The following is a 14125-nucleotide window of genomic DNA, read 5'->3' on the forward strand; positions in this document are numbered from 1 at the left end:
CCCTCCTCCAGGCGATATCACAACTCCCGGTAGCCGGCCACCAGCACGCTCCCGCGCCGGCCCAGGCAGGCTAGATGCTTTCCACAAGAATACCGGAGGGTACATTCACTCCCCGGTAGATTTGCCTGGTGTCAATGATAAAGGGCACACCCGTGCGGTCCAGGCAGGACAGGAACAGATCCCAGTCGGTGAAGTCTATCCCGTGCTGGCGGGCCAGGGCTACCGCTCCGTGCGCCCCGCTCAAGGCCGCGCGCATACTGTCCACCTGGAAATTATACCGCAACTGCACCGCCGGGTCAAAAGCAGCCACCTGCACCCCGGCATCCAGCAAAAGCTGGCAGATGGTCAGCGCCGGGCTGAGCCGGTCGTCGCCCGAGTAGTCTTTCATGGCCAGCCCCAGCACGGCAATTTTGGCCCGGGCCGGCGGCACGGGCAGGCGGCGTAGCACCAGGTTCACCACGTGGCGGGGCATTTCTTCATTCACCCGGCGGGCGGTGTGCATCAGCTCCAGCGGCACGCCCAGCCGGCGGGCCGCCGCGTCCAGATAGTACAGGGCGTTGGGCAGGCAGTACCCTCCCACACCGGGGCCGGGCTGCAAAAGGCTCACCCGGCGGTGGGTGTTGGCCAGGGCAATCACTTCAAATACATCCACACCCAGCTCTTTGGTGAAACGGGCCAGCTCATTGACCAGAGCGATGTTCACATCGCGGGAAATGTTCTCCACCACTTTGGCGGTTTCCACCACCTCAAAGGAGCTGGCCGGATGCAGCGGCGCCTCGGTGACCACGGCCAGCAGGCGGCGGGCCCGCTCCCGGCAGTTTTCCGTAAGACCGCTGACCAGGCCGGGCATGGTTACAAACTCCTCAAAAGCCCGCCCCTCGGCAATGCGTTCCGAGGAATAGGCCAGGGCGAAATCCCGCCCCGCTTTCAGGCCGCTTTGCTCCAAAAGGGGCAGCACCAGGCGGCGGGTCATGCCCGGCACCAGCGTGCCGCGCACCACCACCAGGTCACCTTTTTTCAGGCCGCGGGCGATGTCCCGGCAGCACTCCTCCAGGTAGCCGGCAAAGGGTTCCCCGTCGTGCACGGGCAGGCCCACGGTAACAATAATATTGTCACAACTCTCCATGGCCTGCGCCGCACTGGTGGTGGCGGTAAAACGCCCGGCCGCCAGCTGCCGGCGCAGGATGCTTTGAATACCTTCACCCTGATATTGCTCCCGGTGGTAGGTGATACCGGCATTTAATTCAGCCACCAGTTCGACATTGGTGTCCACACCCACCACCCGGCAGCCGCGCAGGGCAAAACTGAGGGCCAGGGGCAGCCCCACATAGCCCAGGCCAAAGACGCCCACGCGCAGGTTTTCCGGCCCCACGGCGGGCAAGGTTTCCCCGCCCGGAGCCGGTCCAGACGGGATATGACAACTGCTGAATTGCTCATGTTCTGCTGGCATATTTTCCAACCTTCCTCTGACAACCCTCCCACGGCTAAAGCCGCGGTGATTCCTTTAAAAACCCCCGGTTTAACCGTGTCGGGATTCTTCAGTAATGATGATGTCCAGCCGTGCCGGGATTTAAGCCGCTCCGCAGCAGCACGCCGCTCTGGCGGCCGGGGTCATGCCCCGGGCTCAGCGCAACAGCTCCTCTATTTTCTCCACCATGAACTGCACCCGGCTGTCCCAGGAATGCTGCCGGGCCAGTTCCCGCCGCTGCTGCCGGCGCTGCGGCGTGTCCTGCTCCAGCGCCCGCCCCACAGCGGCCACAAACTCTTCGGGCGTAGCCGCGATTTCAATTACTCCGGCAAAATCGCGCACGCCGGGCATATCCACACTGACCACCGGCTTGCCTGTCGCCAGATATTCGTAAAACTTCAGCGGGCTGACCCGGTCGGTCAGTTCATTTATTTTAAACGGGTTCAAGCAAACATCAAAACCCTTCATATAAGAGGGCAGCACTTCCTTGTCCCGGCGCCCCAGCAGGTGCACATTGGGCAGGGCGGCCAGCGGCCCCACATCTACCCCCGCCCCCACCGGGCCAATCAGCACCAGGGAAGCCTGCGGGTAGGCCCGGGCGGTGCGAGCCAGCAGATCTAGGTCGATCCAGTCCTGGATGGCCCCCACAAAACCCAGCACGGGGCAGGGCAGCGCCTTAATCTCGGGCGTTAGCGGGGTATCGGGCGCGGCCGCCCGGGAGAAATGGGCCACGTCGGCCGCATTGGGCAGGTAATATATGCGCCGCGCCCAGTCCTTTTTGGCCTCATAAAGCCCCGGAGCGGTGACAAAGACCAGGTCGCACCGGCCCATCAGCTCCCGCTCCATCTCCAGCACCACCCGGCGATTGATCAGCCCGCTGTAGGCCGAGTGCTCGTCTACACAGTCGTAAATCAGCAATTCGTGGGGCAGCGCGTCCACCAGGTCCACGCTGCCGGGCAGGTACACCCACAAAAGGGGCTGCTTTAGGCCCAGGCGCCTCATGGCCCGGCGGATAAAAAGCAAAAGCCACCGCTGGTTGATCCTGTTTACCGGGCGGAACTTATTGCCAAACGGCAGCACAGGCGGTGGAGTGAGCAGGTAGATATTCTCCCTGTCGGGCAGGCGGCGCAACTGCCCCCGCCAGCTCAGCCAGCGCCGGCGCAGGGCGCGGTCCTTGAGCGGGGAAAGCAGCGTGATGGGCGGCTCCACATAAAGAATGGTACAGGAGGCCGGCAGGCGGGACATCACCTGCTGCTTGCGCGTCCACAGCGGATCCCAGTCTATGGATGAAATACAGACAACTGCTCTACCGGATATTTTGTCCATGATCGCTCCCTGTTTCTACTCCGTGCACTATATTTAAATCGTGTTTACGCATCCTGGATCGCAGCCACAGCCCGCCCCTTTCCAGACTGTCACCTGTGGGGCCGCGCACCTGGCGGAAGCGCCCCCCTGGCGCCGGGCGGCAGGCCGCCGCTTAATTCCCCAGCACCCGCCGGTAAAGCTCCTCGGTGCGGCGGGCCATGGCCGCAGCGCTGAATTTTTCCTGCACTGTCTGCCGGGCCTGGGCCACCATCTCGGCCACTTCCGCCGGATGATCCAGCATCCAGGCCATGCTTTTGGCCAGGGCAGGCACATCGGCGGGCGGCACCAGCAGCCCGCTGCTGCCGTGCTGGATCACTTCGGGCAGGCCGCCCACCGCGGTGGCCAGCACGGGCACCCCGGCGGCCATGGCTTCTACCGCCGCCAGGGGCAACCCTTCGGAAAGCGAAGGGATGACCAGCAGGCTCAAATCGGCCAGCACGGCCGGCACATCACTGACAAAGCCGGTAAAGGTAACCTGGCCGGCCAGGCCCAGTTCCCCGGCCTGCCGCTCCAGCTTCTCCCGGTCCGGGCCGCTGCCCACCACCAGGAAGTGCACATCAGCGCGCTCGGCCAGCACCCGGGCCGCCGCCTGCAGAAAATAGGTCTGGCCCTTCACATGATGCAGCCGGCCCAGGGCCGCCACCAGATGCTTTTCGCCGTCCAGCTGCCACTGGCGGCGAAAAAGGCCCGGCTGCAACCGGCCGGCAAATTCGCTGATTTTCAATCCATTGTATATAACAGTTATTTTGTGCTCCTTGATCCCTTCCTGCAACAAATACTGCTTGATGCCCCCGGAAACGGCAATAAAATGCCGGGTCAGGCCGCGGGAAGCCCGCTCGATAAACTTGTTGGCCAGACGGCTGGACCAATCGGGATAGTCCAGATCCAGCTTGCTGTGCACCGTGGTGATCACCGCCGGCACCCCTGCCAGGCGGGCGGCCAGGCGCCCCACCAGGTTGGCCCGCACCCCGTGGGTGTGCACTATGTCCACCGCTTCCCGCTCGATGAGCGAACGCAGCCCACCCAGCACGCCCAGGTTCAGCTTGTGCCGCATGGGCAGATAGACCACCCGCAGGCCGTTTTCCCGGGCAATGCGCACAAAGGGCTCGGCAAACAGGCAGCAGACCAGCGCCTGCACCCGCTGATCGTCCATGGATGTGACCAGATTTAGAATATGCCTTTCTGCTCCGCCAAATTCGCCTCCCCCGATCACGTGGAGGACTTTCAGCTGCTTCACATCCACAGCCCCCCTGGACTTGCTTTAAACATTTTATCAATTTAGCCAACCTTCGACAAGGAGTTTTTGGCCGCCGCGTGGACGGGCGGGGCTTTTTGCGTTATAATTTTAAAGGCAATAATACCGCAGTATTGTTTTGCTATTTACCCATTGCCGGTGTGCATCCTGCGCTCACCCGCATTTATTACCAGTCTGCACCGGCGCGCCTGGCGCCATGCTCTTAGAATCAATCAGCATCCCTAAATAGTAGCGCTAGCCAGTACCCCCAGGGAGGGCCTGTATGATTTTCCAGCACAGCCTGTTGGGACAACTGGGACGGGGGCTGCGCGCCGCCGCTCCCCACAGCCGCCTGCTAACCTTTTTGACCGTACCGGCAGCATACACCGATCTGGCGGTGCTCAGCTATTCCCGCCTGATCGCGCTGCTCTATCTGCTCAGCCGGCAGCCCGCCCGCTGTCTTGCAGCGCTGGGCGGCGGGCTGCGCCGCGCCTGGACCCACAGCCGCCTGGTCGGCCTCAAAGCGCCGCCCTGGCTTGCGGGCAGTTTGCTCTGGCAGCAAACTACCGCCCTGCGGGTGGAAAGCCTGCTCTGGCCGGCCGCCCTGTACCCGGGCGTGGACTTCGCCCTGCGCCAGTTTATGCCTGCCCTGGCCGCAGCCTGGGACGAGCTGCTGCTGCTAACCATAATCGCCATGTGGCCGCTGCAAATGGCCCTGCGGGGCCGGCTCAAGTGGCGGCCCAGCCGGCTGGACATCCCCATGCTGGTATACTTCGCCCTGCTCCTTTTTCTGTATTTCCTGCGCTCGCCCGACGCCAACCTGGCCCGGGAGGGACTGCGCGTTTACCTGGAGTACCCGCTGTGGTTTTTTGCCGGCTACCAGCTGCTGCAAAACCGGCGGCAGTTCACCGCTTTGCTGGGCGGCCTGCTGGGGCTGGCCGGGCTGGTGGCCGCCTACGGCATCGCCCAGTACCTGCTGGGCGTGGAAATGCCGGCCAGCTGGGTGGACCAGGCCGAGGCCGGCGTTAGACTGCGCATCTTCTCTATTTTTACCAGCCCCAATGTGCTGGGCTGCTACCTGATGATTTTCATCCCCGTGGCCCTGGCCCTGCTGTTTACCACCCGCGGCCGGGCAGGCCGCGCCGGCCTGGCGCTGCTGCTGATGGTGCTTTTGACCGCCGAAGCGCTGACCTTTTCCCGCGGCGCCTGGCTGGCCCTGCTGCTGGCCCTGCTGGTTTTTTCCCTGCTTTACCGGCCCTGGCTGCTGGCCGCCCTGGCCGCGGGCGCCCTGGCCGTCCCCAAACTGGTGCCCGCAGTGGGCGCCCGCATCAGCTATATGCTGTCCAGCGCCTACATTGCCAGCAGCAACCGGGCCGGCCGCCTGGCCCGCTGGCAAAACGCCCTGGAGCTGTGGCAGCGCGAGCCCTGGCTGGGCCTGGGCTACGGCCGCTTTGGCGGGGCGGTAGCCGCCCGGCGCATCCCCGGCGCCTATTATGTGGACAACTTTTACCTGAAAACCGCTGTGGAAACCGGCCTGGTGGGCCTTTTGGCCCTGCTCTGGCTGCTGCTCTCGCTGCTGCGCGCCCTGCTGGACAGCTGGCGCCGCCTGGCCGACCCGCGCCTGAAGCTGCTGGCCGCCGGCCTGTTGGCCGGGCTGTGCGGCGTGGTGGCCCAAAACCTGGTGGAAAACATCTTCGAAGCGCCGGTGATGGCCACCCAGTTCTGGCTGCTGGCCGGGCTGAGCGCAGCCCTGCCGCATGTAGAACGGGAATAATAAAAGCCCTTCATCCTGCTGCCCCGGGATGAAGGGCATATTCAAGCCCAAAATTAATCCACTTTGATCATGTTTAATCATTTCCCGGCAAGCATAACGGCAGGGGTTAATTGGGTATCAGCCCGCCCTGCGGAATGATCTGTACCTCCACACCGGGAACTGTCCCCCCCGCCGCGCTGTCCGGGTGTCCGGAGGGGCTACCCGGTGCCGAACCGCCGTCCCGGGGTGCGCTGCCGCCACTCTGGCCGTTATTCCCGCTGTTATCGGCTCCATTGCCGGACTGCTGGCCGGTAGCACTGCCGCCATTTCCGGCCGTACTTTCATCACCGCCGGCCGGCTCACCGGTCCCGCTCCCGGGCTCAGCCGCCTCCGCCGGAGGAGCCAGCTGACCCTTGGCCCCGCTGCGGCGCCTGGCCGGCGCCGTATGGCCGGTCGCATTGGCCGCACCGCGGCCATGGCCCTGAGCCATCACCACTTCACCCTGCACTACTTCCATTTTTTCGCCACTGAGCAGTTTCTGCACAGCCAGCTGCGCCACGGCCGGATCCACCGCCCAGTAGCTGCCGCCGTTTAACGTTAAAAATTTGCCCGGCAGGGTCTGGGTTACAATCTGGTAATCCTGCATGTTTTTGGCCGCCCGGGCCAGGGCGGTCATGCGCTGCAGGCTCATATTGGTCTCCACGGCCCGGCTAAAGGTGGGCACCAGCTCGGGCAGCTTGAGCAAAGTGGCCGGGCGCATCACCTGGTCGGCCAGGGCCAGCAGAAACTTCTGCTGGTGCAGGGTACGGTCGATGTCGCCCAGGGCGTAGCTGCGGTAACGCACATACTGCAGCGCCTTGTTGCCGTCCAGATGCTGCGGACCGGGTTTTAGATCAATGGTGTAGATACCCCCGTCCTGCGGGTCATAATGATACAGGCGCTTTTCCACATTGTAATCCACCCCGCCCACGGCATCCACAATTTCCTTAAAGCCCTCGTAATTGGTGGCAATGTAATAATCCACCGGCAGGCCCAGCAGGTCGGACACCACCCGCATAAGCAGCTCTGGCCCGCCCAGGGCGGTGGTCACATTGATCTTGTCCGGGCCGTGGCCAGGAATGTCCACCCGGGTATCCCGGGGGATGGAAAGCACTGAAATCTGCTTTTTCGTACTGTCTATACTGGCCAGCAGGATGGTATCGGCCCGGGCCGTGGTTTCTCCTTTGCGGGCGTCCATACCCAGCATAAGCACATGCATGTTGCCCTTGAATTCGTCCCTGCCCGGCGGAGCCAGGCGCTCCGCCCACTCGGCGCTGGGCATGAGCAGGGAGAGCAGCCCGCTGGCGTAAAGATACCCCACCCCGCCCAGCAGAAAGACCAGGAAAAACAGCAGCGCCCGACGCCATTTGCTTTTCCGGCGGTTCCGTCGTGCCGGCATAGCCATTTCCTCCCATCAGCCGGCCCGCTGGCCAGTTGCCCGGCGGCAACACCCTCACCTGCAGGCTGGCATAAATCCCGGCGCCCATCCGCTCCAGCAGTTTACCATCTGTACCGGACGGCACCGTCAGAACATCGCGCCTTTCTAGATGCATTACTCTTTTATAGTAACACTGCCTCTATACATAATCCACACTTTACTAGCGGTGGCCTTCAGTCCCCGGCCGTCATCCCGCGGCACCAGCAGCAGGTGGTTGCGCGGCACGGGGGACCCGTTTTTCGGGTCGGTACCCGCCGTCAGGTCGGACAGGCCATTGCCGGTGGGATCCAGCACCGTGGCCGTACCACCCCGCAGCACCAGCTCACAGCCCGCTCCGCCCAGCAGGCGCTGTCCCTTCTCCAGCTCCACAATCTGCCAGGCAGCGGGCCCGCTGCCACCAGCGCCCGGCTGTTCCACCTTTTGCTGCAACTGTTCAATTGACTGCTTATTCTGATCCAGATCCCGGCGCAGCAGCACAATCTGCTCTTTGAGCATGTCCACCTGCTGCAGCACATAACTCCTGGTCACCAGCGGATCTTCCGCCCCGCCGGGCTGCGCCGTGTCGGCCAGCACATACCCCGCCCCGGCCAGCAAAAGCAGGAGCAACAGCAGCGCTGCCGGCCACACTCTCCGCCCCCGGCGGTTTCTGTTTTCCCCAACCGGCTGCCTGCCGGCTCCCTCATCTATCCGCATAAAGATATTTCTGCTTCCCACCTCTCACTTCTCACCTCTTACCTCTCACCTCTCACCTCTCACTTCTCACCTCTCACATCTCAAAAGCCCGGCCACCAGGTCGGCACCTGCCAGGGCCCGGCTGCGCAGCTGCCGCACCCGCTCTGCCATGCGCCTCCGGCGCTCCTCCCGCCGGGACAAAAGCTCCTGCGTCGCCTCCCACAGCGCCGGCAGCTGCAAATGCTCTATCCGCCCCCCCAGGGGCATATCAACTAACTGCAAAAACCGATCTACCTTGGGATCGTAAGACAGGCCCAGCACGGGCACTCCCAGCAAAGCGCCGAAAATCAAGAAATGCAGGCGCATGCCTATGGCCAGATGCAGGCCGCTGATCAGCGCCATCATTTCCTTAAAGTCCAGCCGCTGCTCAATCAGCGCTGCCGGCTGCTGCATCTGCGCCCGCACCTCCCGGGCTGCGGTCACATCACCGGGGTGGTGCATGGGCAGAAAAACCACCCGCAGACCCTGCTCCACCAGCCGATCGGCCAGAACGGCCAGCACCGCCTTGTAGCGGCTCTCTTTCTGCCAGTGGCGCACCGAAATGCCCACCAGCGGCGCCCCGCCCAGCAGGCCATACTTTTGCCGCAGCAGCCCGCTCTGGGCCTTGAGCTCGTCCAGCCCGTCCAGACCCAGCACCGGGTCGGCCGTCACATGCACGGGCGGCCGGCGCACCCCCAGGGCGGCCAGTTCCTGCCGGGAGGCCTCATCCCGCACGGTCACCAGATCCACCTGGTTGACCACCAGGCGCATCAGGCCGCGGCCCAGAGCGGTGCGCACCGGTCCGATGCCGTGGCCGTAGAACACCACCGGCCGGCCCAGCAGGCGGGCCATTTGCACCACGCCCAGATAATAAATCACACTGTTGGGGCCGGTGACATCCTGCAGCAGGCCACCGCCGCCGCTGATCAGCATATCCGAACGACCGAGCTCGCGCCAGAGGCTGGCCAGGTCGTGCCGGGGCACCGCCTGCACGCCAAAAAAAGCCCGGGTGTGCTCCGGGTCTTTGGACAGCACCACGGCCTCCAGCCCGGGTACCCGCTGCCCCAGGGCCTGCAAGATGGCGTACAGCATCGCTTCATCGCCGTTGTTGTGAAAACCATAATAGCCGGAAATGACCACCCGCGGCATACACGCAATACCCCGTTCCAGCACGGCACCGCCAGCGGCGCCCTTCGATACATAATCTCTTTATCCCTAATAATATAACATACACCGAAAGGATGCGCCAGCATGGCCTGCACTAAACAGCCCCTACCCAACTAAAAGGGTAGGGGCAGGATCATGTCTGGAGATGCCTGGGCCGGTAAACAGAAAGCCAACATTGCCAGCACCGGGAAGCTCAGACCTTAAAATAAACACTTATTGGCGTTTCCTGCGCACCCCAAGCCTGCGGCCCAATTTGTACTTTTTCATCACCAGCCAGGCGAATTTGGGCAGCACCAGCATGCGCCGCCAGCGGCGCGGCTCCTGCAAAAGCCGCCACAGCCACTCGATGTGCGCCTTCTGCATCCACAGGGGCGCCCGCCTGACCCGCCCGGCCAGCACATCCAGACTGCCCCCCACCCCCATACCCACCACCGGCGCGGGAATCCGGGGCAGGTTTTCCGCCAGCCACCTTTCCTGCCGGGGCGCCCCCAGGGCTACAAAGAGCAACTGGGGCCGCTTTTCCACTATATCGGCCAGCACCTGTTCCGCCTCTTGCGGCGCAAAATAGCCGTGCCAGGTGCCGCAGACCGGCAGCCCGGGAAAACGCCGCTGCAGGTTGGCCGCCGCCTCATCGGCCACCCCCGGGGCCGCCCCCAAAAGGTACACCCGCCAGCCCCGCCGGGCGGCTTCGGCCAGCAGGCCCAGCATCAGGTCTATGCCGGTCACCCGCTCGGGCACCGGCGTGCCAGCCACCGCACAGGCCCACACTATGCCCGTACCGTCCGGCGTGACAATGTCAGCCTGACCGGCCAGTTCAAGAAGCTCTGGCTCGCGCTGGGCCCGGTAAAGATATTCCGGGTTGAGGGTGAGGATGAAACAGCGTCTGAGCTGACTTTCGATAAACTGCCCCACCCTGTCCACAATCCAGGCGCAGCTCAGAGCATCTACCGGCGCACCCAGCAATTCCAGGCGCTCGTCCGGCCCCGTTTCCATACCCGCTCATCCTTTCTGTAGCTCCAGCACAATATCCCTGGCGCTGTATATTCTAATATTTATAATATATAGAAATATTGTGATATTGGCCAGTATTTTCCTTAAGCATCTAATATATTCTGTTGCTTTTCTGTCAGCACAATATTTAACACAAAATCACCAATCTACAGATTTGTAACCACTGCAGGCCTGTGCTTTAATATAAGTGTATGAACTGACCGGTCAGTCGAACACAGCGGGTCATTCCGCAGAAGGGGAGGGTATAAATATGAAAAAAATTGCTGTCACTATGCTACTGGTTCTGCTGCTGACCACTGTCCTGACAGGTGCGGCCTTTGCCGGTACTGACAACAATACTACCATTTATTACGTCGATGGTAAAGCAGTAGACAAAGTAACCTTTGAAAAGGCCCTGTACGAATGGCAATTTGCCGTGCCACACTACGATGTCATTTTCAACCTGGCCGTCAAATAAGCAGCTATATGCGGATAACAATATTGACACAAAATTTTGACTATATTTGCTAGAAAAGGCCCCTACTGACATTGCTATACCGCCGGTTTGGCTATATAATAAATCCAATAATACTGACTGGTCAGTGGGGGCCTGTGCCATGAATCCATATTTAAGCGACAAGGAAAAATTTAAAAAAATTGCTTTACTCTTTTCCACCCGGGGCTACCACAACACCACTATGGACGAAATTGCTTCCACCCTGGGTATAGCCAAGGGCACAATTTATTACCACTTCAAGAACAAAGAAGAACTTTACTATGGTGTTATTACTGAAGGCATTAATATCCTGACTGTGCAGCTCCAGAGCGCCCTGACAGGGACCAAATCTTTTGAAGAAAAAATCCGCATCCTGATTTCCACCCAGGTGGACTATATCGCCGAATACTATCCGCTGGCCTATATCTACCTGCGCGAGCTCTATGGCAACCGCCGCGAGCAACTGCTGAACATGCTGAACAACTACCTGGATGTAATCAACGACATGTTGATAGAGGGCATGAATGAAGGAGCTATTAAGCAGCTTGATCCGGGAATAGCGTCCAGCTCCATCTTTGGTATGGTTTACACCACGGCACTGCACTATATCAGCCTGTACAAAAAGCTGCCTTCCCAGCTGGCCAAGCGTAACCTGGAAGAAATAGTCTTTCGGGGCATTCTGGCCTGAAGGCAGCATCAACTCGCGGAGTAAAATTAACCAATTAAGGTAAATATATGACTACTCAAGGAGTAGCCCGTTCCGATGATGCGGGTCTACTCTTTTATTGTTTTAACCATTTAACATTCAAATTTGACACCTGGTCGCTCATATTTTCCATTCAAGGAAAATATGTTTACTATTTTATAATTAACCGGATAATTAATAGCAATAGTGGTTTCTGAAATTTTATAAAATTTTAGAAATACATGCAAGCTGGGAGGTGGTGTTTATCGGTGCGTTAGATTAGCACTTATTCTCTAGGGTATTTTCCTAAAATCTAGATGGAAGGGGTATGGCAAACCAATGAGCAGAAACTCTAAATTGCTGGTTCTGCTGTGCGCGCTGGTCTTCCTGTTTTCCCTGACCACCTGCGCATGGGCAGCCTACAAAGACGTTAACGGCACCCCCTATGAGGATGCCGTTAATGCTCTTACAGCACTGGGCATTGTCAAGGGCTATGACGACGGCACCATCCAGCCGGATAAGACCATCACCCGCGCTGAATTTGCCACTATTCTGGCCCGGGAGATCGGCATCGGCCAGCAGGTGGGACAAGCTCCCACCACCTTCAGTGACGTGCCGGCCAGCCACTGGGCCAGCGGCTACATTGCCCTGGCAGTGGGCAAGGGCTGGATCAAGGGTTACGGCGACGGCACCTTCAAGCCGGAAAACAATGTCACCTATGCCGAAGCCGTCACCATGGTGGTACGCCTGCTGGGCTATGGACCCTTTATGGATGAAAGCAAGTGGCCCACCCCGTACATAGCCAAGGCGGCACAAATTGGCGTAACCAAAGGTGTACGCGGTGATGCCTACGCGCCGGCCAAGCGGGGCGATGTCTTCCTGATGGCCTACAACGCCCTGGACGCCGACACCATGACTCAGGAAAAATGGGGCAGTGAGACCATTTTCACTGAATCGGACAAATTCAAGGATACTATTCTGCACAAGTATCTGAAGATTGACCGGATTGGCGATAAGACCTACAAGGCCCGGGTGGTTGCCACACCATTGCTGGACGAAAATCACAACCTGAACAAAAATGAGATTAAAATTGCCTTTGAAAACACCAGCGACAAAAACCCATATTTAAGTGATGCCGGCACTTACAAGCTTTTACTTCCCATCGACCCCAACACCCTCTGGGGGCTGGAAGTAGAACTGTGGGTAAACGATGATGACGAGGTTGTTTTTGTCAAGAACCATACAGAAAAGAGCAAGATAGTTACCGATGTAATCGATGAAGAAGTGCTGGACAGCAACAACAAAATCGTGAAATTGAAGACCTGGCGAGGCGACAAGGAATATGAATTTGCCCGGGACGAGAATGGAAGCGTTATTACCAGGGCCTTCCTGCTTGGTGAAAAGTGGAATGCTGATGCCAAGGCAACAACAGCTCGCATGGGACTGGCTCAGTTACTGGGCTACAAAGTGCCGTTCTCTGAGTTTAGAGGTACATCTGTAAAGATGGTACTTGACGACAACGATAAGATCCTGTATTTGGACGGCCGGCGCGGTAATGCCGTAGTTGTCCAGAGTGTTGATACAGAAAAAGAAAGAATCAAGTATTACTACAAGGATGAGGGAACAAAAACCTGGGATCTAAGCGATAATGACAAATTCATTGTGATTCGTGATGGCAAGCTGGCTTCGCTGGCCGATATTAAACCCGGTGACGTAGTCAGGACCTATCCCAACCCGATAGACCAGAGCGCACTCGGCGTTGACGAAGATGATATAAGAATTATTGACGCTTTTAGCATGAAGATTGAAGGCGTTGTCCAGGATGTGGAAATCCACGACAACAACTGGCCCCAGGACTGCTGGCTGACCATTGGTACCACCAAAGTTCCTGTATACGGTGACGTAACCGAGAACAAATGGTTCCTGCCAGGAGTGACTACCATTTCATATGACAACAACGAGACAATTGAAGAATTGCCCAGCTTTGCTCTAAGCAATGCTAACAACAACGACTATCTGCGCGATCTTATTGGCTACAAAGTAACTGCCTACATTGGCGTCCTGCAAATAAGGCATATTGTAGTTGACAAGGAGTCTGGTCCACCTAAGGATAAAGTTGCTGTGTTACAAAAGAACGCCAAGTGGATCGACGATGCAGAGCAAATCAAACTAGTAGCTGTAAATGAAAGCGGCAAGGAAGTCACATGGCAGTTCGATGCTGATGACGTTGAGGTTACCATGAGCAATGGAACTAAGTATAATGACAACAATACTCCTAGTGGCGGTTGGAGGAGTTTTTGGGAAATTAATTTCCAATTGACCAGCAGCAATAAGTTACTTACCTTTGAATACACGCTTAAGGGTGATGGTTCACTTAAATCTATTAAAGTCCTTAGCCCTACTCAATACACAGATGATGGTAATGCCCGTGATGAATTTGACGAAGATGACAATACAGTTAGTGTAAATGGCGCTATTTATAACGTCAGCACCAACACTATCATTTTTGACACAACAGATACTGATGTAAGCGATGGCAAGCTAAATGATATTTCCGTCAAATCCTGGGATGATGTTAAAGAAAACAGTAAACTAACAAAATTAGCCTATGTTGTTAAACAAAAGGCAGTAGATCTGAAATACCTGTTCATAACTGAGACCAGCGGTGGCAACCTTACTTCCGATGGCCAATACGCTATCGTCAAAGGCTTTACAACTGTAAACGGTGATGACGCTGTCAAGCTGCTGACACCGGAGGGCAAGGAAATTGTGGTAGTGT

The 14125-nt window shown here is 58.6% G+C and carries 11 protein-coding genes; 4 read left to right on the forward strand and 7 right to left on the reverse strand.

The window, feature by feature from the left end:
* Positions 1-70: 70 nt before the first annotated feature.
* From ACUVTU_RS02065 to ACUVTU_RS02075, 3 genes are all read right to left on the reverse strand, one after another.
* Positions 71-1372 (reverse strand): nucleotide sugar dehydrogenase, encoded by a 1302-nt coding sequence (locus ACUVTU_RS02065; protein WP_445888314.1) that lies wholly within the window; start codon positions 1370-1372, stop codon positions 71-73.
* Positions 1373-1624: 252 nt separating this feature from the next.
* Positions 1625-2794 (reverse strand): glycosyltransferase, encoded by a 1170-nt coding sequence (locus tag ACUVTU_RS02070; RefSeq protein ID WP_445888299.1) that lies wholly within the window; start codon positions 2792-2794, stop codon positions 1625-1627.
* A gap of 151 nt (positions 2795-2945) precedes the next feature.
* A complete protein-coding gene (locus ACUVTU_RS02075; protein ID WP_445888300.1) occupies positions 2946-4070 on the reverse strand; it encodes a glycosyltransferase in 1125 nt (374 codons plus the stop codon).
* 280 nt (positions 4071-4350) lie between these two features.
* Between ACUVTU_RS02075 and ACUVTU_RS02080 the strand changes: the two genes are divergently transcribed.
* Positions 4351-5841: an O-antigen ligase family protein gene (locus ACUVTU_RS02080; RefSeq protein WP_445888301.1), complete on the forward strand. Its 1491-nt coding sequence runs from the start codon at positions 4351-4353 to the stop codon at positions 5839-5841.
* A gap of 106 nt (positions 5842-5947) precedes the next feature.
* Here the strand turns inward: ACUVTU_RS02080 and ACUVTU_RS02085 are convergent, their stop codons facing one another.
* From ACUVTU_RS02085 to ACUVTU_RS02100, 4 genes are all read right to left on the reverse strand, one after another.
* Positions 5948-7258, reverse strand: coding sequence for an LCP family glycopolymer transferase (locus ACUVTU_RS02085; protein ID WP_445888302.1), 1311 nt, complete (start codon positions 7256-7258; stop codon positions 5948-5950).
* Between the two features lie 153 nt (positions 7259-7411).
* The gene (locus tag ACUVTU_RS02090) at positions 7412-7990 is read right to left on the reverse strand and encodes a hypothetical protein (RefSeq protein WP_445888303.1); all 579 of its coding nucleotides are present in this window, start codon (positions 7988-7990) and stop codon (positions 7412-7414) included.
* 66 nt (positions 7991-8056) lie between these two features.
* The gene (csaB, locus tag ACUVTU_RS02095) at positions 8057-9157 is read right to left on the reverse strand and encodes a polysaccharide pyruvyl transferase CsaB (protein ID WP_445888304.1); all 1101 of its coding nucleotides are present in this window, start codon (positions 9155-9157) and stop codon (positions 8057-8059) included.
* A gap of 231 nt (positions 9158-9388) precedes the next feature.
* Positions 9389-10168 (reverse strand): WecB/TagA/CpsF family glycosyltransferase, encoded by a 780-nt coding sequence (locus ACUVTU_RS02100; protein WP_445888305.1) that lies wholly within the window; start codon positions 10166-10168, stop codon positions 9389-9391.
* Positions 10169-10436: 268 nt separating this feature from the next.
* Between ACUVTU_RS02100 and ACUVTU_RS02105 the strand changes: the two genes are divergently transcribed.
* The 3 genes from ACUVTU_RS02105 to ACUVTU_RS02115 all read left to right on the forward strand — a co-directional run.
* Entirely contained in the window at positions 10437-10643 is a 207-nt protein-coding gene (locus ACUVTU_RS02105) for a hypothetical protein (protein ID WP_445888306.1), read from the forward strand.
* Between the two features lie 139 nt (positions 10644-10782).
* Positions 10783-11349, forward strand: a complete 567-nt coding sequence (locus tag ACUVTU_RS02110; protein ID WP_445888307.1) for a TetR/AcrR family transcriptional regulator — start codon at positions 10783-10785, stop codon at positions 11347-11349.
* A 354-nt stretch (positions 11350-11703) separates the two neighbouring features.
* On the forward strand, positions 11704-14125 hold a 2422-nt coding region (locus ACUVTU_RS02115), incomplete at its 3' end, for an S-layer homology domain-containing protein (protein WP_445888308.1).

This window comes from Desulfurispora sp. (assembly GCF_052744395.1).